The sequence below is a fragment of the Bacillus sp. ISL-7 genome (assembly GCF_018613065.1).
This window is the reverse complement of record NZ_JAGGQW010000020.1, coordinates 11,481-38,159: the sequence shown is the minus strand read 5'-3', so window position 1 is coordinate 38,159 and position 26,679 is coordinate 11,481. Positions and strand designations below refer to the sequence as shown.

Sequence of the window (26,679 nt, the reverse complement as noted above, 5' to 3'; positions counted from 1 at the left end):
AATCGGCAATATTCTAAATTTTTTAAAAATATAATCAATAATACTACAGTATAAAGGAATCACTTTAAATTTGCACTAACTTTTGTCCACAAAATATCCATATCTTTTTTCGAATAACTTCTTTATCTTAATGGTAGGAGGGATACATATGAAAAAGATCTATTTAATATGCAGTCTTACTGTGTTTATTGGGATTGCAGCAGGAATTTCTTTCTTTCTCATTCGCGATGCAAATGCGAAAATACCTGCAAAAGTTACCTTGATAGACCAAAACGGGGATTCATATAATTTTGGTATGGATCATACCAAATTAAAACTTGTTGAATTCATCTACACTCATTGTCCTGATATTTGTCCAACAACCACCGAAAAAATGATTGACTTGAAAAAAGATTTTGAAAAGATTGGCGTTTTTGGTAAGGATATTGAATTTTTAACAATTACCATCGATCCATATCGAGATACCCCCGAGATATTAACTAGTTATATGCAGGGGTTTGAGATAGAGAATAACAAACAATGGTTATTTTTAACAGGAGACAAGCAAAACATAAAAAGGGACCGCCAAGAAATGAAAAAGGTTGCGGAAACGATGCAATTTCAATTTAAAGATCCTGGCAATGGTCAATTCATCCATTCAACCTTTACCTTCCTGGTTGATGAAAACAATAAATTCATCGACAAGTTTCCAATGGGAAAAGACTTTAATAAAAAAGAAGTTTATGACACAGTAATGGATAAATTAGACTAAACAAAAAAGCGATTAGTCCACTTGGGATTAATCGCTTTTTATTACTTTTTTTCTTTAATTCACGGATGAAGGGTATTTTTTTATTTGCTGTAAAGACAAAAGGTAATTAGACTTTGGTTTTGTTAAACTCGCTTTTATACCGGCCTTTTTTAACTTGTTAACGAGTTCAGTCAGTTGATTCTTCGCCATATTTCTCACACCTTCTTTTACTTGCTTCATATCCCAATTCTACATCAAAAATATGAATAAAGTGTGAAATCGGAGAAATTTTTTTAGAAAATTTTTCTTTTAAAAAGAACTTCGTCTGAAAGAATTCGCTCTTCTACTATTTTAATGGTATAATCAGTAGATATTTTGTTCTTGGAGGATGTTTTAAATATGATTACTGTAAGTAACGTAGGTTTAAGGTATGGAGACCGGAAGTTATTCGAGGATGTAAACATTAAATTTACACCTGGTAATTGCTACGGATTAATTGGTGCAAATGGTGCTGGAAAATCAACCTTTTTAAAAATTCTATCTGGTGAAATTGAAGCACAAACGGGAACTGTCCAGCTCGGACCAAATGAGCGGATGGCTGTGTTAAAACAAAACCATTTTGAATATGAAGAATACGAAGTATTAAAGACAGTTATTATGGGACATACAAGACTTTATCAAGTGATGCAGGAAAAAGATGCAATCTATATGAAGGAAAACTTCACAGATGAAGATGGTATGAAAGCCGCCGAGCTTGAGGGTGAATTTGCTGAATTGAATGGATGGGAAGCGGAACCAGAAGCTGCTATTCTTCTAAAAGGCCTCGGCATAGGTGAAGATCTTCATTATAAGAAAATGTCAGAGATCACGGGGTCAGAAAAAGTAAAAGTGCTGCTTGCACAAGCTTTATTCGGCAGACCAGACGTTTTACTTCTCGATGAGCCTACAAACCACTTAGATATCAAAGCAATTCAATGGCTCGAGGATTTCTTAATTAACTTTGAAAATACTGTCATTGTTGTATCCCATGACCGTCACTTCCTAAATAAGGTTTGTACACATATTGCCGATTTAGATTTCGGGAAAATTCAAGTTTATGTTGGTAACTATGATTTTTGGTATGAATCAAGCCAGTTAGCTTCAAGATTAACTTCGGATGCTAATAAAAAGAAGGAAGAAAAAATCAAGGAATTACAAGCCTTTATTGCACGCTTTAGTGCCAATGCCTCGAAATCAAAACAGGCTACTTCTCGTAAGAAGCTACTTGATAAGATTACGCTTGATGACATTAGACCTTCATCTCGCCGGTATCCTTTTGTTGGATTTACACCAGATCGTGAAATCGGGAATGATTTGTTACGAGTCGAAGGTTTAACAAAAACTATTGATGGTGTAAAAGTTCTTGATAACATTAGCTTTATCGTCAATAAAGGTGATAAAATCGCTCTTGTCGGAACAAATGAGGCAGCTAAGACAGTGCTGTTTAAAATTCTAATGGGTGAAATGGAAGCTGATAGTGGTACCTTTAAATGGGGTATTACCACTTCACAGGCTTATTTCCCTAAGGATAACTCCGAGTATTTTGAGAACAGTGAATTAAACCTTGTCGATTGGCTTCGTCAGTTCTCACCTAAAGATGACAGCGAAAGCTTTTTAAGAGGATTTTTAGGTAGAATGCTTTTCTCTGGTGAAGAAGTACTAAAAAAAGCAAGTGTTCTTTCCGGAGGAGAAAAAGTTCGCTGTATGCTTTCTAAAATGATGTTAAATGGTGCGAATGTCCTCCTTCTTGATGAACCAACTAACCATCTAGACTTAGAATCGATTACGGCTCTTAATAATGGTCTAATTAACTTTAAGGGCTCGTTGCTTTTTGCGTCCCATGACCATCAATTTATCCAAACAATCGCCAATCGAATTTTCGAATTAACGCCAAAAGGCTTAGTAGATAAGCAAATGAGCTATGATGAATACCTTGAAAATGATGATATTCAGAAGCAAGTTGCACAGATGTACCAATAAATAATTAGTCGGCACCCACGGTTTGTAACGTGGGTGCCTGTTTTATTAGCTTTTTTTCTGTTTTCTTCTTGATGATGGTTCAGTCCGTGAACCTGTTTCGGTTGTAGTTGTTCCCTGACCTTCTACTTGCGGGGAAGCCAACCCGATTGTCGATGAATCCTTTTTACGTTTTCCCATTTTTGTACACCTCCCCTATTAGTTTTTGGATGATTATAGCTACTTATTCCGAATAATTACGGTAAAGTTAGGCAAGATAATTTAGAGGAGGAGGTGTTTTGTATGGCAAAAATTGGTGTGGAAGAATCTCTTGCACAAGTTCAACAGGCTTTACGTGAAAAAGGACATGATGTGATCGAATTAAAGCAAGAGTCGGATGCTCAGAATTGTGATTGCTGTGTGGTTACAGGACTAGATTCTAATGTAATGGGTATGCAGGATACCTTTACAAAAGGATCAGTTATAGACGCAAACGGCCTGTCTGCTGATGAAGTATGTCAACAAGTCGAAAGTAGACTACAATAATCAGGTTATTTTTCAAAGACTAAAGGATTTACTTTAGTCTTTTTTTTGTTTCTATTCTTTAATGATTAAATCAATTTGCTATAATGATTTATAAAAGAAGATGTTTGAAAGGACGAATTACATGAAAAAAAAAGGTTTGATATGGTTTTTTATCGTAATTTTGGTGTTTCTGCCCGCATGTTCAACTAAACTTCCAGAAAAAGATATCAAGCAGGCTAAGAAAATTGAAATTACAATTTCTGCAGCGGTAAGCCTTGACAGTGCTTTAATGGAAATTAAGACTCAATTTGAAAAAACAAATAAACAAATTGCTATACTATATAACCTTGGAGGATCCGGTGCTTTAAAACAACAAATTATTCAAGGGGCCCCAGTAGATATTTTCATCTCTGCCTCTAAAGATCATTTTGAAGAACTAGCAATAAAGGGCTTAATTGATGAAAAGAAACAAACGGATTTATTGAGCAACCAAATCGTATTAATTACAAATAAAAGCAAACCAGCACCGTTAACCAATTTTAAAGATTTGAATAAAAGCGGTATAAAGAAAGTGGCCATAGGGACTCCTGCAACTGTACCAGCAGGAATGTATGCAAAACAAACACTGCAGAAACTCGATATTTGGGACAGATTACAATCAAAAATAATTCAAACAAAAGATGTTCGCCAAGTACTTACCTATGTAGAGACAAATAGTGTTGATGCTGGCATCGTCTATATGACAGATCTAAAAGGTTCTGATAAAGTAAAGGTTGTTACTGTCGCTGATGAACAATCTCACGAACCAATTATTTATTCTGCAGGTATAATAAAGTCATCTGTTAAAAAGAAAGAGGTTTCCCTATTTTATGATTATTTACAAACTCCAACGGCACGAGCGATATTTAAAAAATATGGTTTTAAAGTATTGGATTGATCTTTTTGATGCAAAGTGAATTCTGGTCCCCCATTATTTTATCGCTAAAGGTTGCGTCTATTTCTGTTACCTTGGTGTTTGTGTTTGGAATCTTATTTGCTAGATTACTATCAAAAGGACTCTTTAGGGGAAAAATGCTCATTGAAATTTTTCTTTTGCTTCCTATCGTATTGCCCCCTACAGTGATCGGATTTTTACTTATATTCTTTTTTGGTGGGAATAGTCCGGTTGGATCAATAATATATAAACTATTTGATAGTTCCATTATGTTTACACCTTTTGCTGCAGTGATTGCTTCAACCATTGTTGCTTTTCCCTTAATGTACCAAACGGTAAAGATTGGTTTTCAATCTGTTGATAAGGGAATAGAAGAAGCAGCAAGAGTTGATGGTGCAAACGAACTGAATGTATTTTTACTTGTAACCCTGCCATTATCTACAAGATCAATTATTACGGGCCTTATTCTTAGTTTTGCAAGAGCACTAGGTGAATTCGGAGCAACCTTCATGTTCGCCGGAAATATTCCCGGAAAAACACAAACTGCTCCCACCGCCATTTATATAGCCATGGAATCTGGGAACATGAAATTAGCCTGGCTCCTTGTCATATCGATGATTATTATCTCATCCATAATGTTACTTGCTACCAATGTAACACAAAAATAGCCATGAAAAGGTTTCATCCTTTTCATGGCTTTAATAGTAGAACTAGTACTTTTTAATAAATTTCTTCCTAACACCAATAAAAATTCCGGCAAATGCGATAATTACTATCCCATATATCGCATTAAAATGGGAAACCTGTTGTTTCTTCACACTAATTTTTTCACTTTTAGCGGAAACCTTCTCAGGAATTGGCTCCATATATTTTAGTGTTACTAACTGGACAACTTGTCCGTTATTATTTTTTATCGAAAGTTTTCCCTCACTATTTACCTCTTTAGTAGCTCCATTAATAGCCTCTGTTACTAAGGTATCCATTTCAGGACAAAATTCTTTATTATCCTTTTTAAAAATCTCACCTTGCTTTAATATTGAATGCTGAAAGTTCTTAAAACCATAATCAAACAAGCGAGCTGTATCGTCATATTTCTCTCTTTGTAGTTCAGAATTTAAAACGACTGCTGTCAACCCTAATTTGGCATTTCTAGCTGTAGTAGCTAGAGTTTGTTTTGCCTCACTTGTATACCCTGTTTTGCCGCCAGTTATTCCTGGATAAGCTAACTCTCCTTTAAGCATGCGGTGGTGGGTTAGGATATTCGTTTTCCAAGATCGCCCCTCCCATTTGAGGACTTTTGTTCCAAAGATGTCAGCAAAAATAGGATTCTTAATTGCATAATTAGTTATTATTGCTAAATCCATTGCTGTCGTATAGTGGTTTTTATCAAACAAACCGTTGGGATTGATAAAATGGGTGTTCTTGACACCAATCGTTGATTTTAAATACCCATTCAAATGAACAGCAAACTGTTCGACACTTCCATCTAAATGTTCCGCAATTGCTACAGCTGCATCATTTCCGGAATTAATTAGCATGCCTTGGATCAATTTCTTTAAAGGGATCTTTTCCCCTTCATCTAAATATACCCTTGTTCCATCTTGTCTTACTGCATTACCACTAACAGTTACGATACTGTCCAAGTTTCCCTTTTCAATTGCATAGATTGCAGTTGCTATTTTCGTTAGACTTGCAGGGTACATTCTTTGATTGGCATTTTTCGCAAAGAGAATAGCACCTGTATCTGAATCTAACAGAACAGCCCCCTTACTTTTCAGTTCTATCGGACCATTTATTGCTGCAAAGGTGTTTAAATGGTTAGAACAAATAAGTAGGATAAAAATAATTACCGATATAAACTTTTTCAATAGATAACACCCAACTTTTACATTATTTCCTAATTAATATTACCAGATAGTTTTGCAAAATAATAGTTTCAAAATAGAAATTATAAATTAAAATTCAATTATAAGAAAAAGAAAATCCGGCAGGTAACTCCCGCCGGTAATAGTTCTAATTTCTTTTTTTTGATATCAATAAAGTTATTTGAGCCATTATTAATGGTAATGATGATTTTCTGCGATAAGCCAAGTATTTAGGCTCCCAAATGTTTGTATATTTCTGCTTGAATTTTCTCAGACCTTGGAAATGATAAATAAAGTGTCCGTGCAGGAAAATTTGCGCAGCAATTTTCTCGCCTAGAAAAGAAAACCTTGATAATCCTACATTCGCAAGTGGGGCCATCCCCATATTAAAGCGGCCGTACCCTTGTTCCTTTGCCCAATCAAATAAACAGAGGAAGAGATAATCAACAGTACCGGATGATACTTTGGGTCTAAATCTCATTAAATCAACAGATATCGTCTGATAGTCATCGTAAACATACATAATGCTCATAAAGCCAAGTGTTTGCATATTTTCATCTTTTAAAATGGCAATCGGCGCCTTATTTAAATATTCTTCATCAAAGAACCCCAAAGAAAAACCCTTCTCAGTTCGCCCTAGAAGCCACTCATTAGAAATTTCTCTAAGTTCTTCCACCAGCCCTGGTGAAAATGGAGGGCCAACTACTTCAAAAGAATAGTTTGCTCGAGCAAATTTATTTCTTAATGTCCGTAAGCCCTTCATTTTGTTTCCTGAAAGGGAAAAATTCTTCAGATCAACAAACGCCTCTTCACCCAATTTAAAAAAAGCAAAGCCATGGCCGTGGAGATACGGAAGCATATCGTCACTTACCTGATAAAAAACAGGAGTAAAACCATGTAAATCGGCTATTTCTTGAAATTCCTCAATTGCATTTGATAATTCGTTTTTTTCCCCAATCGGGTCGCCGAGAATAACTAACTTGTCTGCATATTGTTGATAGGATAATAAAACATTCTTTTTACTGTTCCAAAAGATTAATTTGTCATGTAAAAAAATTAAATGGGAAAGTACCTTTCCATGATACTTGGTTAAATGTGCAATAATTTCTTTATCTCGACCATTGGACCTCTCCAATGACCACTTTTTAGGCAAGCTGATTAAATAGCCAAACATAAGTATTAATAAAGCAATGACAAGTCCTATAACAGCACTCGTAAATAAATCCCGATAATCGACAATAACATAAGGCAACAGCTTGGAAGGGATTTCTATTTTTGAGATCGGCAGGTTTGCATACCCTATTAAGAGATACATTGCTGTAATCATTAGAATAATCGTAATATCAAAGATCGTTTTTCCCCATGTCAGTACATAACTCTCACGATAAAATTGACCTTTTGACATCTTAAGTAAAAGGGCGACGATAATTAAAAATATCGCTTCCTCATAATCAATCCCTTTAAAAATAGAGAATAATGCCGCTAGAATTAGAGCGAACATTGTTAACTCATACGCTCTCTTCACACTATATTCAATTCCTCGAGATAATCCTAGTAACAAAAAACCTGCAGCCACCGATAATTGGTGTGATACGTTAATGATTGGAAACGATAAAAGCTCCTGGGCTACCTTTAATCTGGACATAATTCCAGGGATACTTGCAGATAAAAGCAAGATTAAACCTGATAAAAAAACAAGCATCGTTAACAAGACATGACTAAACCCTTGGATAACAGCTTTAGGAAGATCATTCCAGGTTTGGTTCCATTTTTCCCAATAAAGCTTAACAAAGAATACAAGGCTTAAAAGGAATGGTAAAAAATAATACCCAATCCGGTAAAATAAAAGCAAAACAAGCACTTTTTCTTCGGGAATAAATAACTCTTGCATCCCCCAAATAAACACTAAATCAAAGGACCCTAGCCCTCCTGGAATCATACTAATGATGCCTGCACAAGCAGCTACAATATAGACAGGAAATAGACTGTCTGCAGTAATTGAAATCCCTAAAATCCTGCATAAGATCAAAATTGCAAAAAATACGGCGAGCCATTCGATAATTGAAACCAAGATAAGCTTCAAAGTAATATTTTTACTTAATAGTGACTGACTGCCCTTATTTGACTTAATCATATGGATGATTATAAAAAGCGGTAAGTATAAACCGACCCCAAGAACTGCAAAATAGAGCCATCTTGTATCAACAAATAGTGGAAAATTTCGATGTTTAATAATAACGATCCATGATAAAACTGATACCCCAGTTAAATAAAATAAGGATACAGAAGCAATAACCCCCAAAAGCCTTCGCTTGTCCTGTTCGAGCTTATGAAAGAAGTACGTCCTTAACATTCCCCCTATTAATCCACCGAAGCCGATTAAATTTGAAAAGGAATTCGCAATGAATGATTGTTCCAAAAGATCCCGAATTGGGACTTTCAATTTTAATATCCTGACTAATATCACATCATATAGCAACATTGGTAAAACAGCGACAAAGGTGATTGCTATTATTAATAGAAGAAGTCCGATATTAAGATGATTTAGTTCATCCTTCAATAACTGCATATTTAAGTTTTGGGTGAATTTTTTTATTTCAATAATTGCAAAGATTAACAGTAACAACGGGAAAATAAATTTAGCGATTTTTAAAATCTTTTCTTTTCGAATCCCCAACAAGCTAACCACCTAATTTTTCAGCTAATTCAACCTAGTCTCCGCAAGTGTTCTTTTAATTCCTGATTTTACTATAAACTTTTCTATAGGAAAAACAAAGAAATATTTCGTCACATTGCTGGATATTAATACTCATTGTAGACATTTTTTTAAATGTTCAACCATCTATAGAGGAAGAAGAGTAAAGAGATTTATTTATCAAAAGGAGTACAAAAATAATAAAAAAGAGACAAGTTTACTCACCTAATAGGCATATGAATAAAGTAGGACAAATATACGAGGGGGCAGCAAATGAAATTTGTAGTATTTAAAAAAGAAACACTACTATTTTTTGTAGCTATTGGTGTTGTACTTGTTTCGCTATCGGCATGGTTCATGTTAAAAGCTGGAGATACAACTGTCTTTAATCAGCAAGGAAAAGCAAATATCCGTGAAATTCACATGGTCACTGCGGAATTCAGTACAAAAATGAAAAACGGAAAAGAAATGGAGGCTTACCGCTGGGATCCTGGTACAGTTTTCTTAGAAAAAAATGAAAAAGTAAGGTTATTTATTAATGGAATTAACGGTGAAGAGCATCCTTTTTATATAGAAGGAACAAAAATAAAAGGGATAGTGAAAAAAGGAGAAGAAACCATTGTTCCGCTCCAGTTTGAAAAAGAGGGAACCTATCGTTTGATTTGTGAGGTTCATTCAGACCGTTCCCGAAATGGACCAATGATTGCTTATATTGTGGTAGATTAACGCAGGAGATCTTTCTCCTGCTTTTTTTATTCCAATGGTAGTTCTGTTTTATTAATTAACACACCTTGTTATTATTGGATTTTTTCTATATAACAGTTTATCTGTTATCATTAATAATTATAGTACAGTTTATATTTTACAATCTAAATGTCAGAACTAATCAGCCTAGGATAATGAAAAATATCCCTTTAAATAAGACTTCACAAAACCTTAACAATTAGTTACTAATATGCGTACCTTTTTTCACAATATATCTGTTATACTCAATTCATAAAGTAAACACAAAAACTGTTATATAGATTTTATAAAAAATATGAGGTGAAATATGATGGAACAATGGAATGGATTTACCAAAGGTGCATGGTCAAAAGAAGTTAACGTTCGTGATTTTATCCTAAAAAACTTTACTCCTTTTGAAGGAGATGACTCGTTCTTAGCTGGTCCAACTGAAGCAACCACTAAACTTTGGGAACAAGTAATGGAATTAACAAAGCAAGAGCGTGAAAATGGCGGAGTATTGGATATGGACACAGAAACCGTTTCTACTATTACTTCTCATGGTCCTGGATATCTTAATGAAGGTCTTGAAAAAATAGTTGGTGTGCAAACTGATAAACCTTTTAATCGTTCTATGCAGCCATTTGGCGGCATTCGCATGGCGAAAGCAGCTTGTGAGGCTTACGGTTACGAAATAAACCCTGAAATTGAAAAAATCTTTAGTGAGTTCCGTAAAACTCACAACCAAGGTGTCTTCGATGCCTATACCGATGAAATGATGCTTGCACGTAAAGCTGCAATCATCACTGGACTTCCTGATGCATATGGCCGCGGTCGTATTATCGGTGATTACCGTAGGGTTGCCCTTTATGGTGTTGATTTCTTAATCCAAGAAAAGCAAAAGGATCAAAAGAACACAAGCAAAGTAATGACTGAAGATAACATGCGTCTTCGCGAGGAACTCGCTGAACAAATTCGTGCGTTAAAAGAACTGAAGGAAATGGCAAACAGCTATGGATTTGATATCAGCCTGCCTGCTAAAAATGCTGCTGAAGCATTCCAGTTTGTGTATTTTGGTTACTTAGCAGCGATCAAGGAACAAAATGGTGCTGCGATGAGCCTTGGTCGTGTATCAACGTTCTTAGATATTTACGTAGAAAGAGACTTACAAAACGGTACATTAACTGAAGAAGCTGTACAAGAAATTGTTGACCATTTTATTATGAAACTTCGTCTCGTTAAATTTGCACGGACACCAGATTATAATGAATTATTCAGCGGTGACCCTACATGGGTAACTGAGTCAATTGGCGGTATGGAAAATGATGGTCGTTCTCTTGTAACGAAAAACTCTTTCCGTTTCCTTCATACATTAGATAATTTAGGTGCTGCACCAGAACCAAACTTAACGGTTTTATGGTCACCGCAGTTACCTGAGAACTTTAAAAAGTATTGTGCAAAAATGTCAATCAAAACTAGCTCCATTCAATATGAAAACGATGATATTATGCGTCCAGAATATGGCGATGACTATGGAATTGCCTGCTGTGTATCCGCTATGGAAATTGGTAAGCAAATGCAATTCTTCGGAGCTCGTGCAAACCTAGCAAAAGCACTTCTTTACTCCATTAACGGCGGTGCTGATGAAAAATTAAAAATCCAAGTTGGACCACAATATCAGCCAATTACTTCTGAAGTATTAAATTATGAAGAAGTCATGCAAAAATTTGATCTTATGATGGAATGGCTTGCTGGTCTTTATATTAACACGTTAAATGTAATTCACTATATGCATGATAAGTACAGCTATGAAAGAATTGAAATGGCGTTGCATGACAGCAAGATCCTTCGTACGATGGCAACTGGTATTGCTGGTCTTTCCGTTGTTGCAGATTCACTTAGTGCCATTAAATATGGTGAAGTTAAGGTAATCCGTGATGAAAATGGTCTTGCGGTTGATTTTGAAACGAATGGAGACTTCCCTAAATACGGAAACAACGATGACCGTGTGGATGCGATTGCTGTTGAAGTTCTTAAAACCTTTATGAAAAAGCTTCGCAAGCACCAGACTTACCGTGACTCAGTTCATACACTTTCAATCTTAACGATTACATCAAATGTGGTATATGGTAAGAAAACTGGAAACACACCTGATGGCCGTCGTATGGGAGAACCATTTGCACCAGGTGCTAATCCAATGCATGGACGTGACACTAAAGGAACATTAGCTTCCCTTTCTTCTGTGGCAAAACTTCCTTACAACTATGCAATGGATGGAATTTCAAATACCTTCTCAATCGTGCCTAAAGCTTTAGGTAAGGAAGAAGAAAGCCAAGTGCGTAACCTAGTATCCATCCTAGATGGATATGCTATCAAATCAGGTCATCACTTAAATGTTAACGTCTTTAATAGAGAAACATTAATTGATGCAATGGAACACCCAGAACTTTATCCACAATTAACAATCCGTGTATCTGGTTATGCAGTAAACTTTATTAAATTAACAAAAGAACAGCAATTAGACGTTATTAATCGTACTTTCCACGAATCATTATAAAGCGGAAGCGCCGCTATTCGCTGGAATCAGAGAACTAGTTCCATATCAGGAGCCCTTTTTATCGGGCTCCTATTAAATTAAAGGGGGATCATCTCATGAACGGAAATATGCATTCAATCGAAACATTAGGGACAGTCGACGGACCAGGGATCCGATATGTAATTTTCACACAAGGCTGTCTATTAAGGTGCCAGTTTTGCCATAATGCTGATACTTGGGAAATCGGCAGCGGCAAAGAAATGGCTGTTTCCGATATCATGGTTGATCTAATCTCATACCTCCCCTTTATTCAATCGTCGGGTGGCGGTATTACAGTAAGCGGTGGAGAACCACTGTTGCAAATTCCTTTTTTAATAGAATTGTTTAAGGAATGCAAAAAGAAAGGGATTCATACTACCATCGATTCTTCTGGTGGCTGTTTCTCCCATTCCAAGCTTTTTATCGAACAGCTTGAAGAACTCTTACAGTATACTGACTTAATCCTTCTCGATTTGAAGCATATTAACCGAAAAAAACATATCCAGTTAACTGGTATGTCCAATGATCATATTCTTGAATTTGCAACATTTTTATCAGACCATCAAGTTCCAGTTTGGGTACGTCATGTGCTTGTCCCTACGGTTACGGATGATCCTGAAGATCTGGAAAAACTCGGTGAATTTATCGGAACGCTTAAAAATGTCCAAAAGATTGAAATCCTGCCGTATCACAAGCTCGGTGTATATAAGTGGGAATCACTTGGACTTGAATATCAACTAAACTCTGTCGAACCACCTACAGAGGAAAAAGTCGAGTTTGCTTATAAATTGATTACAGCACACTGGAAGGCACCGATTGAACATTGATTCACTTCTGAATCAGTGTTTTTTAAGAACTTATTAGTCCAATTAGTAATGTCTTCAAAATATGGTATAATCGCAATTATAAAATTGATTCTTTACCATTTCTACTATATACTCATATCATTGACAATTAAGTGAGGTGATAATTTTTGTTTCAATTGCTTATAGATATTTCAGATATCAATGCCCTAAACGCCCTTTACGTCAGTATTTATTTAGGAATTACTTTAAAATTCTTATGGGCTTGGAGTGTGGAATATTCTTTTCTTGGCTCCTTATCTAATCAAGCAAGAACAGAAATTATTCACCCATTGGCTTTTTACCGTAAGAAAAGTTGTTTAAATGGAAGCTATATTCTGAAAAGAATTGTTATATATTTTCGTAGAAAAGAATATTCTCAGGATGATACTGAAGAGCCTATTTCCTTCCTCTATACTTAACAATTTATTTACAACATTCTAGGAGGAAATATGAAAACAAAACGATCTTCACTACTATTATTCTCACTGCTTGGCTTAATAACATTATTGCTATCGGCTTGTTCATCTCAAACACAAAAAGGAACTAACAATACTGGATTTTTTCAACATTATGTTGTCAATCCTTTTTCTGTATCTATCCATTCCGTTGCTGAATTCTTTAACGGAAACTATGGTTTGGCCATAATTATTGTTACAATAATTATCAGACTAGCGTTAATGCCGTTAATGCTCAGACAGTATAAAAATCAAATGGGTATGAAGGAAAAGATGGATGTATTAAAACCCGAAATGGACGTTATTCAAGCAAAGATGAAAACTGAAAAGGATCCTAAGAAAAAGCAAGAACTACAAGCGGAAATGATGGGCCTTTATAAAAAGCACGGGGTAAATCCATTAAATATGGGCTGTTTGCCATTGCTCATTCAAATGCCTATTCTAACTGGCTTCTATTATGCGATTCGCGGTTCAGAAGAAATTAAAACCCACGAGTTTTTATGGTTTAGTCTCGGAAATCCAGACATTATTATTACAATCATTGCTGGGGTTATTTACTACTTCCAGTTTAAAGTTTCCCAGTCCAATATGCCAACAACACAGCAAGACCAAATGAAATACATGGGATTGCTATCTCCATTAATGATTGTCATGTTTTCTTTTAATGCACCGGCAGCCCTGCCTCTTTATTGGGTGGTAGGCGGTACATTCCTTATTGTACAAACTATGATTAGCAAAAGTCTTTATCAGATAAATAAAACACCAAAAGTCCAAGTCAAACAAAAATAATCAAATTGAAAAAAGAAGCATCCTTTGATGCTTCTTTTTTAGATCCTGCTTCCTAACAATAGCCCACAAAAGACAAGAATGATTCCTATCGTGAAACTGCTTAGCAAATAGCTGTAATAAAACTTTTTCTTTTTTTCCCTTTTAAGTTTTACCGATTCAAGCATTAATGTCGAAAAAGTCGTAAATGACCCCATAAATCCAATACCTATTAAGGAATATAATGACCCTTTTACATTCAGTCCGAGGAGTAACCCCAATAAAAAAGCACCAATGAAATTGACTGTTAGGGTAGCAGAGGGAAACCCTGTTTTAGTTTGGTTTCTGCTAATCGCAAAGCGGCAAATCGCTCCAAAAAAACCACCAATTGAAACAAATATAATCTCAATCATATTACTCTCCTCGATTTATTTGCTTGTTCACTAAGTAACATTCCTGCCTTAGCCAAAAATAGACCTCCAAATAAACTAACAATTAAATAAAGGAAGCCAAATATGTATTTTCCTGTTTCGAGTAAATGAACCGTTTCAAAGCAAAAAGTTGAAAAGGTAGTATACGAACCAATGACACCAGTGGTAAGTGCGGTAAACAAATACGGATGAAGCTTATTGGAACTAACAACATGATTTGTCATAAAACCCAATAGAAAGGAACCTGTTAAATTTATTAAAAGGGTTCCTATTGGAAATTCTTTCCCCCATACCACTACAGCAAAAACTGATAATAAATAGCGGAGCAAACTTCCAACGACTCCGCCCAATCCCACTAAAAAATAAATCAAATCACACACCCCTAAACATTTTCCTTTTTATAATTATCAACTTAGACCGGTTAGGATAGTTTTTTACAAAAATGGCAACCTAATTGTAGTAGTTTGACAAAGGAGTGTTAATACAACATGAGAAACAGCTTATTCGTCATTGCCACCCTCGTGTCGAGTATTTATTTAACAGGTTGTGCAAAGAATAATATCGATGGTGATGTAACAACCCGGCAACGAAATACAAATGAAATAACTAGAGTGAATTTTAATAACCCTAATCAGGTCGGACCAGCTATTTCAAGTGCAGATACTAGTGATCCGGAATTAGATCGCAACAGAAATTATAACACTATTACTAATGGACGCAATAATAACAATGTTGGAAGCAATCAAACCAATACTAGAGTAGCGGACAAGGCTGCTGATAAAGTAATCAACTTAACTGAAGTGGACAACGCAACTGTCATTGTAAACGATAATAATGCTTATGTTGCGGCTAAATTGGACGTTTCAGCTCGTAATGAATTGACTTCAGCTATTAAAGAAAAGATTGCTCGAGCAGTTAAATCTGTTGATCGAGACATTGACAATGTTTATATTTCTGTTAATCCTGATTTTTATGATCGAATGAATACCTATTCAAGAGATATTCGGAATGGAAGAACGGTTTCAGGTTTTATCGATGAGTTTTCCGATACCATCCGCAGAGTGTTTCCTAATGCGAAGTAATATAAAGTGGGACGGGAAGTAAATTGCCTGGCAAATTGACCAGGCATCTTACTCTTTCACTGCAGTTTCAATTTAAGCTCAGTTCTTACATTGTCCCATTCATGACAAAGAATACTAAAAAAGACCGTGTCCCTAGTGTATCCATCGGAAATAATCCGATCTTTTCGTAATATCCCTTCCTTTACAGCTCCAATTCTAGCAATAGCTTGCTGGGACCTTTCATTTCGAGAGTCTGTTTTTAGTTGAACACGCGTGAGGTTCCAATTTTCAAAGGCATGCCTTAATAACAGGAATTTACATTCTGTATTTACCTTTGTCCGCCATACATCTGGGTGATACCATGTCGAACCAATTTCAGCACTTTTATGTCGCGGGGATATGTCTAAGAATCGGGTGCTGCCAATCACTTGATTTTCTTTATTTACAACGGTGAAAGTGTATTCTGATCCATTTTCTCTCGCTTTCAATGCTGCTTTAATCAATTGTTCCATTTCATTTTTCGATCGAACCTTGGTCGCCATATACGTCCATATTTCATCTGGTTTGGCCGCTTCCCATAAGCCCTCTAAATGGTCCATACTGATTGGAATCAAATTTACATTTTCCCCTTGTAACGAAAAAAGGTTGTTCCACAATTTATCCATTATTTAATATCTCCCCTTTATTTGCAGTATCTTTACCACTTTTTCCATATAAAAAGACTGCGGGCTATGCTCCACAGTCCTGTTTTTCTATACATTTTGGAAATATTCCTTGTAGAAGCCGCCTACTTTTCCAGTATTGTCAATAATGTAATAAAATTCTTCAGTCTCATTTTTCACATCATAGACTTTCCCAGCCGTTAAGGCGTTATTGACAAGGTATTTTTTTGCATCCGTGTGAACGCATTTTATTTTTTTTACTGTTTCACGATCACGCCATGATAGATGAATCATTGTTGCCACCGTTCCTTTCGATCAATGTCCAATTTCTAGTATAATCAATCGGGCCGGTTCTGTGCAACCATATCATGAGTCAATTACAAAAGTATTAGTTTTTTATTTAAAATATCTGTTATTAATTTAAGAAATTTGAACTTTTTTCAAAAATTTTATTAATTTTGGGTTCTCAAAAGGAATGTAAACCATTACAATTATAAAAACTGAATATTCAATCCATTACCAAGGAGGCATTCATAAAAAATGAAAATTATGAGTAATGAGCAATTGGTTTTTTCGTATCGGGATGCATTAAAGTCTGACAAGGAAAAAGAATGGATTAAGATCTTAAAGGATGAAATCAAACGGCGTGGTTTAAAACCATTTAAAAATCGTTAGCATAAACCCAATGAAAAAACCGCTGAAAGGATTCAGCGGTTTTTCAATAACTAAATGATCTTCATTTAGCTTTCAGCATGTATTTATTCTAGATATCGATTGGAAATAATCTAAATTAAAGTTTGGCTATTTAACTGTCTAATAGGCCGAAAGCCTAACCCATTAAGTTTTGAAGCAATTTTGTCTGCTGCATCAACAGAGTGTTCTGCAGATATTTCAAAGAATTCCCCTTCATACTCTTGTTTTGCATGGACGTAGCGAGGATCATAATAATGTTCAAGTAAAATTCGAATCATATCAGGATAATTACGATCTGTTAACGTTTGGATGAGCGATTTTTTAATGTCTGGATCTTTAACACGTCTTAACACCTTTTCAATACCATCAGAAATCTTTTCGAAATACCAGGGTTCTTCCTTGTATGGCTGCACATACTCGGCGACAAGATGCTTTACCCGTTGATTAATGGGGGTGTTGAGATTGATGTTAATACCTTGCATTCTTTTATCCATTAATTCTTCAGTTTGGACAGCTTTTCCAATTCTTTTGCTTTCCGCTTCAACCAGAAAATAATCAGCATCTTTTATTTCTTGAAGACCTTTAAATAGAAGGGAGTCAAATGTTTTTTGGTTATGACCGTCACCAAGACCAATCGTTCCAAATATCGAACCGCGATGGCCCGCCATCTCTTCAAGGTCTAAGATTGGATATCCCTTCTTTTTCAATATCTTTAAGACCTCTGTTTTACCAACACCGGTCAGTCCGTGGAGGACGACTGCTTTGTTAGGAAGCATTGTAGGCAATTGTTCAAGAATATAGTGGCGGTATGCTTTATAACCGCCTACGAGTCTCCAAGAATAAATTCCGGCAAACTCTAAAAATGTAACCACTGCCTTACTTCGCATTCCACCACGCCAGCAATGGATAATAAGTTCCATATCGTCTGAAACGCATTTTTTTATTGTTTGAAGGAGTTCAGGAATTTTAGGCGAGACAATTTCCATTGCCTTCCATTTCGCAATCGCCGCCCCTTCTTGTTTGTAAATGGTTCCGATTATTTGTCGTTCCTCATTTGTAAATAAGGGAACATTAATTGCTCCCGGAATTGCGCCATCTTTAAACTCGATCGGTGAGCGTATATCAATGATTACTGGGTTCTTTGTCGTAAAAAGTTCTTCCACCGTCATTTCCTTCATATCATCTACGCTCCTTATAAAAGTAATATTATCTGAAAAATAACATATCTAATGAAAACAAACAAAACTTCCACAACGGGAAGTTTCAGAAAAGTAAACATCATGGGAATTTATTTTCTAAATAAAGTATAAACACCATTATACAGGATATATCACTAGCTTTCAAGAACCCGGGAATTACTGCTTTTATGCAAATTTAATTTGTATTAGCGGAATGGAGGACAGTTGTTTCAAAAAAACAATTCCGCAAATTAAATTATATTAATTATAGAGGACTCCTGTGCAGTAATAAATGACACTAAAATATAAAAAGTCTACTCACGCAGTCGAGAGTAGACCTTTTACCTATACAATCTTTGATTTTGGTTTGAAGACTGACATCAACTTTTCCATTTCGATCAAATTTTGACTGTTAAATAAATCGACAATTTTACTGCCGACAATAACTCCATCACAGTATTTTGTTAGGTCCGTTATTTGTTCTTTATTTGAAATGCCGAAGCCAGCCAAGACGGGAATCGGACTTACATCTTTTACAGATTTTAAAAATTGATTCAATTCCGAATCATATTCATTTCTTGCCCCTGTAATCCCCTTAATTGTAACCGTGTATAAAAATCCCTTGCCCTTGCTTGAAATCGTTTTGATTCGCTCCATTGGTGTTGTCAGCGTTACGAGTCGAATCAACTCAATTTCTGCTTTCTCAAGATGTGGCGTAATGATTTCCTCTTCTTCTATTGGCAAATCGGGAATAATACACCCATCCACACCAGCCAAACGAATATCTCGGACAAATTCCTCTACCCCATAGGAATAAATGGGATTTAAGTAGGTCATGAGGAGGATTGGAACTGACACATCCTTTCGCGCTTTTCCTAGTTCTGCAATAATCCCCTTTAAGGTTGTTCCATTTTCAAGTGCCCTAATTCCAGCTCGTTGAATGGTTGGCCCATCTGCCACAGGGTCTGAAAACGGAACCCCAACTTCAATCGCAGTTGCACCAAATTTCTCCAACAGTGTTAGACGTTCAACCAAACATTCCAGCCCACCATCCCCGGCCATTATGTAGGGAACAAAAGCTTTTGTATTATTTTCTTTTAAAGCCGTAAAAGTTTTTTCAAAACGGTTCATTTCTTATCTCTCCTCTCTCAGCCGTGTTTTCACGGTATCCACATCTTTATCTCCGCGTCCTGATAGGCAAACAACAATCTTTTTTGTTTCATCCATTTTTGCAGCTAGTTTTACTGCAAAGGCAATTGCATGGGCACTCTCTAATGCGGGGATGATTCCTTCAAGCTTCGATAAGAGCTGAAATGCGTCTAGCGCTTCTTTATCGGTAATCGATTGATATGATGCTCGACCAATGTCATGCAAATAGCTGTGTTCCGGTCCTACGCCTGGATAATCAAGACCTGCCGAGATGGAATGTGCTTCTTGAACTTGACCATCTTGATCTTGTAATAGATACATTAGTGCTCCATGTAGTACACCTGGACTTCCCTTTGTTAAGGAAGCCGCATGATACTCTGTATCAACACCCTGTCCAGCAGCTTCCACGCCATAAAGACTAACCATCTCATCCTCGATAAATGGATGGAACATCCCCATCGCATTGCTCCCGCCGCCAATACAGGCAACCACTGCATCCGGTAGCGCCCCTTCGCTAAGTTGGAATTGTTGTTTTGTTTCTTTGCCAATAACACTTTGAAAATCTCTAACCATTTGCGGAAATGGATGTGGTCCCATTACAGATCCTAATAGATAGTGGGTATCATCTACATTTTCAACCCAGTATCTTAAGGCTTCGTTTACGGCATCTTTTAATGTTGCACTACCAGATGTGACACTGACGACCTTTGCACCCAGCAATTCCATTCGAAAAACATTTAATGCCTGTCTTTTGATGTCCTCCTCACCCATAAACACGATACAATCAAGATTTAATAAGGCACAAACGGTTGCCGTTGCTACACCATGCTGACCTGCACCAGTTTCAGCTACAATTTTTTTCTTTCCCATACGTACCGCTAGTAGAGCCTGCCCAATCGCATTGTTAATTTTATGGGCGCCAGTATGGTTTAAATCTTCTCTTTTCAGAAAAATCTTAGCCCCGCCCGCGTGTTTCGTCAGGTTATCTGCATAATACAATGGGGTTTCTCTCCCCACATAGTCTTTTAACAATTTTCGAATTTCCGCTTGAAAGGAAGAATCCTTTTTGGCGCTTTCATAGGCTTCACCAAGTTCAATTACTGCTTTCATTAATGTTTCCGGGACAAATCTCCCCCCGAAAATGCCGAAGTGGCCTTTCTCATTTGGCAATGTATATGTGTTCATTCCCTTTACCTCCCTACAGGTGTGCTTTTGGCTTTTTCTATAAATGTTTGAATCTTTCTTAAATCCTTTTTCCCAGCGGTTTCTACCCCTGAGCTAACATCCACCATATATGGCCTAATAATTTTTATCGCTTCTTCAACATTGTCTGCATGCAACCCGCCAGCTAGGATGACTTTTTGGCTATTAATCAAGTGAGGATTGACCTCATTCCAATTAAACACCGTTCCATTTCCGCCTCTGTATTTTCCTTTGGGACTGTCGAGTAAAATAAAGTCACTTGGAAAACCAGCCAATGCCTCTAAGCTTTCATTTCCTTGAAAACTGATTGACTTAATGACAGGCAAGGAAAGCGATTCACTGAATGTTGCTGTTTCATCTCCGTGTAACTGGATATGTGTCAGTCCCACAGCGGAAGCGATTCTTTCGATATTTGCTTTTGTTTCATTAACAAAAACACCGATCTTAAACACCTCTTTAGGTATCTTAGCAATTATCTCATGTGCTTTCTCAATCGAGATCCTGCGCTTACTTTCTGCAAAGACAAACCCAATAGCATCAGCACCATATTGAGCCGCCGCAACCCCTGTTTCGATATCTGTAATTCCACAAATTTTTACTTTCATCTATTTACACCTTCATTAAGCGGCAAGCGAAAGTCTATAAAGGATTGTTTCACATTTGCACTTTTCATTAATGCTTCTCCCACTAAAATCCCATTCGCTCCTGCATTTCTAACACGTGCTACATCCTCTTGGTGATGGATCCCGCTTTCACTAATGAGATACGCACCAGTGCTTTTTACAATGGAAGCTAATGTCTCTGTCACCTCAAGCGAAACATGAAAGGTTTTTAAGTCGCGATTATTTACTCCAATCAGCTTTGCTCCTGTCTTAAGTGCACTCTCCAATTCCTTCTGATTATGAACCTCCACCAGTACCTCCAAGCCTAAGTTCTTAGCATATTGAAGGAGTTCAGCCAATCTCTGATCGTCTAATGCAGCTACAATCAGTAAAATGATATCCGCCCCATTGGAAGAAGCAAGATTTATTTGCAATTCATCAATGATAAAGTCTTTACAGAGAATCGGCAGATTTACTTTGCTCCGAACAGCTCTTAAATCGGAGAAAGAGCCCTTAAAAAAGGTTTGATCTGTTAGTACAGAAATAGCAGAAGCGCCATATTCTTCATATAACCCCGCCTGATAGGAAGGCTCAATCATGTTATTAATGATTCCTTTTGAAGGAGATGCTCGCTTAAATTCAGATATGATCGATATTTGTTCTGCTGTCTTCAGTTTTTGAATTAAAGATCTTTTCGGCTGATTTGTACCTTCGAATAGTTGGTTTCCCTCTCGAAGGAAGAGAACTTCTTTTTTCTTTTGGTCAATGATTTTATCTAAGATTGTTGCCACTTATATCGCCTCTTTCTGACCCGCTGCTTGAGATTTTTCAATTAAAGTAGTTAATTTTTCATAAGCAGCACCAGAGTCAATGATTTCTTTCGCAACATTGATCCCATCCTGAATGGAGTTTGCTTTACCTGCTGTATAAATTCCTAGTCCAGAATTAAGTAAAACCGTATCACGGTAAGCACCCTTTTCCCCTTTTAACACATTGATTAATATCTCAGCATTTTCCTTAGAGTCTCCACCCTTAATACAGCTGTTATCATATTGTGGGAGATTGACTTCTTCTGGGAGAAATGATTGATTAGCAATTTTCCCATCCTCTAAAATAGTTAAATAATTCTCCCCCTGAAGTGAAGCTTCATCCATGAAACCTGCACCATTAATAACAATAGCCCGCTTGCGTCCTAACTTCAAAAGAACTTCAGCAAACACATTCAATAAATCTCTCCGATACACACCCAACAATTGATAGTCTAACTCAATCGGATTGGTAAGTGGTCCGATAAAGTTAAAAATGGTTGGTATCTTCAATTGTTTTCGAACTGTCATGACTTTCTTTAACTTTGGATGAACGTTTGGGGCGAATAAGAAGGATAATCCTATTTCCTGAAGAATTTCTTCTGTTCTTTCTGCGGAAAGATTTAAATGGATTCCTAAGTATTCCAGCACATCCGCACTGCCCGTTTTGCTCGAAACACTTCGATTGCCATGCTTGGCAACCGGAATTCCAGCACCAGCAATAACAAAAGCAGACGTAGTACTCACATTAAAACTGGAGGATCCGTCCCCTCCTGTTCCACAATTATCAAGAACGCCTGAAATTTTCTCATTAAATTTCAGCGTATTTGCCTTCATCGCTTTTACAATTCCCGTAATTTCTTCAACTGTTTCTCCTTTAGATTTCAATCCCATTAAAAAGGCAGCAATTTCAGATTCAGAAACCTCCTCACCCAAAATGAAATGCACGGCTTCTTTCATCTGGTTTTCAGAAAATGATTCACGTTCAGCTAATTGGAGTAAATAATTCTTCACTTTTATTCATCCTCTCTATCTCATTTAAAAAGTTTTTTAGGATTTGTTTACCTGATGGAGTACCAATCGACTCCGGATGAAACTGAAGACCGAAAATGGGATATTCACGATGTTTAATGGCCATGATTTCCTGGTCATCATCAGAATGAGCAATACACTCAAGTTCCTCCGGAATACTACTCTTCTCAATAATTAATGAATGATAGCGCATCACTTCTAATGGGTTGGGAAGACCGTTAAATAATCCACCACTCCGATGTGAAATCAATGATGTTTTACCATGTTTGATAAGGGTTGCTCTTTGAATCTCCCCACCGAAAGCTGCACCAATGGCTTGATGGCCGAGACAGATTCCTAAAATAGGGATTTTATTATAAAATGTTTGAATCAATTCGATACAAATTCCTGCATCCTCTGGCTTCCCTGGTCCTGGGGAGAGAATAATGGCTTTAGGATTTAAATCTCTGATTTGGTCCATGCTTAATTGGTTATTTCGTAAAACCGTAATTTGTTCACCTAATTCCCCTAGATACTGATAAAGGTTGAATGTGAACGAGTCAAAATTATCAATCAGTAAAATCATTTCTCACCCTCCAAGAAAGAATTAAGTTTATTTATTGTCTCTTGATATTCGGACTCTGGATTTGAGTCATAAACGATACCAGCCCCTGCCTGAATATATGCTGAACCCTCTTTTAAAATCATCGTTCGGATGGCAAGGGCAAAATCCATATTTCCGTCTGCTGATAAATAACCAACGGCCCCTGAATATAACCCTCGTTTTGATTTTTCCAAGGAGTTAATAATCTCCATAGCCCGAACCTTCGGGGCTCCTGAAACAGTCCCAGCGGGCAGACAGGCCGCGAGGGCATCTATTGCTGTTTTATCAGCATTTAAATGCCCGCTTACTTCAGAGACAAGATGCATCACATGCCGGTATTTTTCTACCGCCATATACTTATCTACTTGAACGGAACCAAAATTGCAGATCTTGCCGAGATCATTTCTGCCAAGGTCAACAAGCATCTTATGCTCAGCAAGTTCTTTTTCATCATTTTTTAATTCTTTTTCAATCAACAAATCTTCATCGTTTGTTTTTCCCCGTCTTTTGGTCCCTGCAATTGGGTTTGAAATAACTGTGTTGGCTCTTGTTTTAATTAAACTTTCAGGGGATGAACCAATAACGGTATAAGCATCAAAATCAATATAAAACATATAAGGAGTAGGATTATTCGCACGATGTTTACGATAAAGCGATAATGGTTCTCCGTTAAATGTTGATTTCATTCGTCTTGAAAGGACTACTTGAAATATATCACCTGCTAAAATATGCTCCTTCGCCATTTCTACATTTTTGATAAAGGCTTCTTTGTTTGTTTCGGATTCAAACCCTGAGAAATAAAATGGCTCCTCTGCTGGGTAGAAGGTAGGCTGCTTTAGCTCTTCTATCCTTTGATTGATTCTTTTTTCAATTAAAGCGTTATCGCTCTCCTTGACTAAAGGACACCCACAAATCAAGACCTTGTCTTCAAGATGATCAAAGACAATAACTTCTTCATAAAACATTAAGTGTACATCCGGCATTTCCATTCCGTTTGAATATTCATCTCCGATTACTTCATATTGCCTGATAATGTCATACCCCACGTAACCGACCGCGCCTCCAATAAACGGAAAGGGAAACTCTTCAAAACCCATGGGTGGTATAAGTTTTTTTAATACTTCGAGAGGGTTGCCTTTTAAAACTTTCTTGTCTCCATTCCGCTGAATAATCTCATTATTATCTCCCCTCGAAATAAGTTCGAAAGCTGGGTCTGCACCAATAAAGGAATATCGCCCAGAGTCATTGTACTTATGAGAACTTTCCAATAGGAACTTCTTTTTCCCGCTAATTTTTTGTAATATGGAGATTGGTGTAAGAGTGTCTCCTTCGATCTCGTTTATGAAATAACCACTTTTAATTTTCATGTTTCGACTCCTTTCTAAAATAAAAAAAATCGTCCTCTATATGCGCAATTAATTACGCATATAGAGGACGATTCTATGGTCGTGGTGCCACCTCCATTTGAAGCAGTGGATAAAACCTGCTTCCTCTTCAGATACGGAACAATCCGTTCGATATCCTATCCTTTTAACGGTGGAGTTCCGTGCATCCCTACTCAGGTTCAAGATGCCTCTCACAAGTCCATTCCACAAATCCTTTCTTATCGGGCTCCCACCTACCCCGACTCTCTTGGAAGAAATAAATTAGTGTACTCCTCTTGCTCAACGAGTTAATTATTTAACTTTGATGTTGTTGACTTTTATCCTACGCAAATTTCAAGTGAAAGTCAAGTGAAAGATTTAGAAAATTTCAAATTAATGCTTTTCCATTTAAAGGATGCCTTAACTGGGGTTTTTTAAGGTGATTAAGCGAATAGTAATAATAGCAAATCATGAAGGCGGGATTGAAGATTAATGGAACATATTGAACATTTAAGCCAAAATCCAAAAGCTGTGAAAAAGAAACAATCTGCAGCCGGACAAAAGCGGTCCAATGAGATATCTAATCAAAAGTGGGCAATCATCTCACTGTCATCCATTCCTTTAGTCATGACATTGGGAAATTCAATGTTAATACCAGTTCTACCTTCAATGGAAAAAAAATTATCCATTTCATCTTTTCAAACGAGTATGATAATTACTGTCTATTCGATTGTCGCCATTTTTTTAATACCTGTCGCAGGATACCTATCAGACCATATTGGTCGAAAAAAGGTCATTATCCCTAGTCTCATCATTGCCGGTATTGGCGGTCTAATTTCAGGATTTGCCTCATGGAAACTTGATGATGCCTATTGGATTATTTTAGCTGGCAGAGCACTGCAAGGGGTCGGAGCAGCAGGGGCGGCTCCTATTGTCATGCCATTGGTTGGTGATATGTTTAATAACGAAGATGATGTTAGTTGTTGTTTGGGTCTAATTGAAACATCCAATACGTTTGGGAAAGTATTAAGTCCTATTTTAGGGGCTTTTCTAGCAGGATTCATATGGTATTTGCCGTTTTTTTCATTCCCTGTATTTTGTGCCATTTCCGTTGTGATGATCATATTTCTGGTCAAAAGTCCAAAAACAACCGAGAAACCAATTCCTTTCAAAGAGTTTTTCATCAACGTGAAAAAAACCTTTACTGAAAAGGGCCGTTGGCTATACGGTATCTTTTTTATTGGTGGAATACTCATGCTAGTCCTTTTTGGGATTTTATTTTATCTTTCGGAAATTTTTGAAAAAGAATACAACATTAAGGATATTAAAAAGGGATTTTTTCTTGCATTACCACTAGGAGCACTTTGCCTATCATCGTTTATAAGCGGTAAGGTGATTAAGAAAAATAAAATATTGATGAAATGGATCACGTTTGCCGGAATTGTCGCAACAGCCTTATCCATTGGTGCATTATGGTTTTCGATTAAGCTTTGGTACATGATTACCATGTTTCTTATTAGCGGAATTGGAATCGGTGCAGGCCTTCCATGTCTAGACGCATTAATTACCGAAGGCGTTGAAAAAAAAGAAAGAGGAACCATTTCATCAATTTATAGTTCCATGAGGTTTATTGGAGTTGCTGCTGGACCTCCGATTATTGCATTGTTATTAAAGCATGCGATCCATTGGATTTTTATTCTCTTAGGCAGTCTAAGTATCATTGCTGCACTTGTCGCACTAATGGCCATAAAACCCAATGCACAAGGACAAAAGAGCTGAGGAATCCCTCAGCTCTTTCATTTTTTTAA

The 26,679-nt window shown here is 36.7% G+C and carries 28 protein-coding genes and 1 other annotated feature; of the genes, 13 read left to right on the top strand and 15 right to left on the bottom strand.

The annotated features are described in order from the left end of the window. Positions 1–148 precede the first annotated feature (148 nt). Positions 149–751 (top strand): SCO family protein, encoded by a 603-nt coding sequence (locus J7E66_RS05290; RefSeq protein WP_214998364.1) that lies wholly within the window; start codon positions 149–151, stop codon positions 749–751. Between the two features lie 378 nt (positions 752–1,129). Next, positions 1,130–2,749 (top strand): ABC-F family ATP-binding cassette domain-containing protein, encoded by a 1,620-nt coding sequence (locus J7E66_RS05285; protein ID WP_214998363.1) that lies wholly within the window; start codon positions 1,130–1,132, stop codon positions 2,747–2,749. Positions 2,750–2,794: 45 nt separating this feature from the next. On the opposite strand, the gene J7E66_RS05280 is transcribed toward J7E66_RS05285, so the two are convergent. After that, positions 2,795–2,926 carry a YuzL family protein gene (locus J7E66_RS05280; RefSeq protein ID WP_214998362.1) on the bottom strand — a complete coding sequence of 44 codons (132 nt, stop codon included), beginning with the start codon at positions 2,924–2,926 and terminating at the stop codon, positions 2,795–2,797. Between the two features lie 102 nt (positions 2,927–3,028). Here J7E66_RS05280 and J7E66_RS05275 point away from each other — a divergent pair, with 102 nt between their 5' ends. The 3 genes from J7E66_RS05275 (at position 3,029) to modB (ending at position 4,852) form a co-directional block, all read left to right on the top strand. Continuing rightward, the gene (locus tag J7E66_RS05275; RefSeq protein WP_214998361.1) at positions 3,029–3,271 is read left to right on the top strand and encodes a YkuS family protein; all 243 of its coding nucleotides are present in this window, start codon (positions 3,029–3,031) and stop codon (positions 3,269–3,271) included. A gap of 121 nt (positions 3,272–3,392) precedes the next feature. After that, complete coding sequence (gene modA, locus J7E66_RS05270; RefSeq protein WP_214998360.1) at positions 3,393–4,187, top strand: molybdate ABC transporter substrate-binding protein; 795 nt, start codon at positions 3,393–3,395, stop codon at positions 4,185–4,187. 8 nt (positions 4,188–4,195) lie between these two features. Then, positions 4,196–4,852: a molybdate ABC transporter permease subunit gene (gene modB / locus J7E66_RS05265; RefSeq protein ID WP_214998425.1), complete on the top strand. Its 657-nt coding sequence runs from the start codon at positions 4,196–4,198 to the stop codon at positions 4,850–4,852. 42 nt (positions 4,853–4,894) lie between these two features. Here modB and J7E66_RS05260 read toward each other — a convergent pair whose 3' ends face one another. Together J7E66_RS05260 and mprF are read right to left on the bottom strand one after the other, a co-directional pair. Next, on the bottom strand, positions 4,895–6,052 hold the full coding sequence (locus tag J7E66_RS05260; RefSeq protein WP_214998359.1) for a D-alanyl-D-alanine carboxypeptidase family protein: 1,158 nt from the start codon (positions 6,050–6,052) through the stop codon (positions 4,895–4,897). Positions 6,053–6,197: 145 nt separating this feature from the next. Then, the gene (gene mprF, locus J7E66_RS05255; RefSeq protein WP_251032776.1) at positions 6,198–8,726 is read right to left on the bottom strand and encodes a bifunctional lysylphosphatidylglycerol flippase/synthetase MprF; all 2,529 of its coding nucleotides are present in this window, start codon (positions 8,724–8,726) and stop codon (positions 6,198–6,200) included. A gap of 291 nt (positions 8,727–9,017) precedes the next feature. Between mprF and J7E66_RS05250 the strand changes: the two genes are divergently transcribed. The 5 genes from J7E66_RS05250 (at position 9,018) to yidC (ending at position 14,131) form a co-directional block, all read left to right on the top strand. Next, positions 9,018–9,470, top strand: a complete 453-nt coding sequence (locus tag J7E66_RS05250) for a cupredoxin domain-containing protein (protein ID WP_214998357.1) — start codon at positions 9,018–9,020, stop codon at positions 9,468–9,470. A 328-nt stretch (positions 9,471–9,798) separates the two neighbouring features. Beyond that, positions 9,799–12,024, top strand: a complete 2,226-nt coding sequence (gene pflB / locus J7E66_RS05245; RefSeq protein ID WP_214998424.1) for a formate C-acetyltransferase — start codon at positions 9,799–9,801, stop codon at positions 12,022–12,024. Between the two features lie 95 nt (positions 12,025–12,119). Next, positions 12,120–12,869 (top strand): pyruvate formate-lyase-activating protein, encoded by a 750-nt coding sequence (gene pflA / locus J7E66_RS05240; protein ID WP_214998356.1) that lies wholly within the window; start codon positions 12,120–12,122, stop codon positions 12,867–12,869. A 146-nt stretch (positions 12,870–13,015) separates the two neighbouring features. After that, complete coding sequence (locus tag J7E66_RS05235) at positions 13,016–13,306, top strand: hypothetical protein (protein ID WP_088088624.1); 291 nt, start codon at positions 13,016–13,018, stop codon at positions 13,304–13,306. 30 nt (positions 13,307–13,336) lie between these two features. Then, positions 13,337–14,131, top strand: coding sequence for a membrane protein insertase YidC (yidC, locus tag J7E66_RS05230; RefSeq protein ID WP_214998355.1), 795 nt, complete (start codon positions 13,337–13,339; stop codon positions 14,129–14,131). 38 nt (positions 14,132–14,169) lie between these two features. On the opposite strand, the gene J7E66_RS05225 is transcribed toward yidC, so the two are convergent. Beyond that, positions 14,170–14,520, bottom strand: coding sequence for a fluoride efflux transporter FluC (locus J7E66_RS05225; RefSeq protein ID WP_214998354.1), 351 nt, complete (start codon positions 14,518–14,520; stop codon positions 14,170–14,172). Continuing rightward, positions 14,517–14,909, bottom strand: a complete 393-nt coding sequence (gene crcB, locus J7E66_RS05220; RefSeq protein WP_168244774.1) for a fluoride efflux transporter CrcB — start codon at positions 14,907–14,909, stop codon at positions 14,517–14,519. The genes J7E66_RS05225 and crcB overlap by 4 nt, the downstream gene beginning before the upstream one ends. A gap of 117 nt (positions 14,910–15,026) precedes the next feature. Here crcB and J7E66_RS05215 point away from each other — a divergent pair, with 117 nt between their 5' ends. Then, positions 15,027–15,620, top strand: a complete 594-nt coding sequence (locus tag J7E66_RS05215) for a YhcN/YlaJ family sporulation lipoprotein (protein WP_214998353.1) — start codon at positions 15,027–15,029, stop codon at positions 15,618–15,620. A 56-nt stretch (positions 15,621–15,676) separates the two neighbouring features. On the opposite strand, the gene J7E66_RS05210 is transcribed toward J7E66_RS05215, so the two are convergent. Together J7E66_RS05210 and J7E66_RS05205 are read right to left on the bottom strand one after the other, a co-directional pair. Then, positions 15,677–16,264, bottom strand: coding sequence for a GNAT family N-acetyltransferase (locus tag J7E66_RS05210; RefSeq protein WP_214998352.1), 588 nt, complete (start codon positions 16,262–16,264; stop codon positions 15,677–15,679). Between the two features lie 87 nt (positions 16,265–16,351). Beyond that, positions 16,352–16,555, bottom strand: coding sequence for a DUF6501 family protein (locus tag J7E66_RS05205; RefSeq protein ID WP_214998351.1), 204 nt, complete (start codon positions 16,553–16,555; stop codon positions 16,352–16,354). A 246-nt stretch (positions 16,556–16,801) separates the two neighbouring features. Between J7E66_RS05205 and sda the strand changes: the two genes are divergently transcribed. Beyond that, positions 16,802–16,936: a sporulation histidine kinase inhibitor Sda gene (sda, locus tag J7E66_RS05200; RefSeq protein WP_066256632.1), complete on the top strand. Its 135-nt coding sequence runs from the start codon at positions 16,802–16,804 to the stop codon at positions 16,934–16,936. 110 nt (positions 16,937–17,046) lie between these two features. On the opposite strand, the gene mnmH is transcribed toward sda, so the two are convergent. The 8 genes from mnmH to trpE all read right to left on the bottom strand — a co-directional run bounded on the left by mnmH (position 17,047) and on the right by trpE (position 24,874). Further along, positions 17,047–18,132, bottom strand: a complete 1,086-nt coding sequence (gene mnmH / locus J7E66_RS05195; RefSeq protein ID WP_214998350.1) for a tRNA 2-selenouridine(34) synthase MnmH — start codon at positions 18,130–18,132, stop codon at positions 17,047–17,049. A gap of 345 nt (positions 18,133–18,477) precedes the next feature. Further along, positions 18,478–19,263, bottom strand: a complete 786-nt coding sequence (gene trpA, locus J7E66_RS05190) for a tryptophan synthase subunit alpha (protein WP_214998349.1) — start codon at positions 19,261–19,263, stop codon at positions 18,478–18,480. A gap of 3 nt (positions 19,264–19,266) precedes the next feature. Continuing rightward, positions 19,267–20,466, bottom strand: coding sequence for a tryptophan synthase subunit beta (trpB, locus tag J7E66_RS05185; protein WP_214998348.1), 1,200 nt, complete (start codon positions 20,464–20,466; stop codon positions 19,267–19,269). A 5-nt stretch (positions 20,467–20,471) separates the two neighbouring features. Next, on the bottom strand, positions 20,472–21,089 hold the full coding sequence (locus J7E66_RS05180; RefSeq protein WP_214998347.1) for a phosphoribosylanthranilate isomerase: 618 nt from the start codon (positions 21,087–21,089) through the stop codon (positions 20,472–20,474). Continuing rightward, positions 21,086–21,877: an indole-3-glycerol phosphate synthase TrpC gene (trpC, locus tag J7E66_RS05175; RefSeq protein ID WP_214998346.1), complete on the bottom strand. Its 792-nt coding sequence runs from the start codon at positions 21,875–21,877 to the stop codon at positions 21,086–21,088. Before trpC ends, J7E66_RS05180 begins: the two co-directional genes overlap by 4 nt. Next, complete coding sequence (gene trpD / locus J7E66_RS05170; RefSeq protein WP_214998345.1) at positions 21,878–22,906, bottom strand: anthranilate phosphoribosyltransferase; 1,029 nt, start codon at positions 22,904–22,906, stop codon at positions 21,878–21,880. It abuts the gene before it with no gap. After that, a complete protein-coding gene (locus J7E66_RS05165; protein ID WP_214998344.1) occupies positions 22,878–23,489 on the bottom strand; it encodes an anthranilate synthase component II in 612 nt (203 codons plus the stop codon). The genes trpD and J7E66_RS05165 overlap by 29 nt, the downstream gene beginning before the upstream one ends. Beyond that, on the bottom strand, positions 23,486–24,874 hold the full coding sequence (gene trpE, locus J7E66_RS05160) for an anthranilate synthase component I (RefSeq protein ID WP_214998343.1): 1,389 nt from the start codon (positions 24,872–24,874) through the stop codon (positions 23,486–23,488). The genes J7E66_RS05165 and trpE overlap by 4 nt, the downstream gene beginning before the upstream one ends. 60 nt (positions 24,875–24,934) lie before the next feature. Continuing rightward, positions 24,935–25,184, bottom strand: a binding site (T-box leader). Positions 25,185–25,363: 179 nt separating this feature from the next. Here trpE and bcbE point away from each other — a divergent pair. Beyond that, positions 25,364–26,650 (top strand): bacillibactin exporter BcbE, encoded by a 1,287-nt coding sequence (gene bcbE / locus J7E66_RS05155; protein ID WP_214998342.1) that lies wholly within the window; start codon positions 25,364–25,366, stop codon positions 26,648–26,650. Positions 26,651–26,679 lie beyond the last annotated feature (29 nt).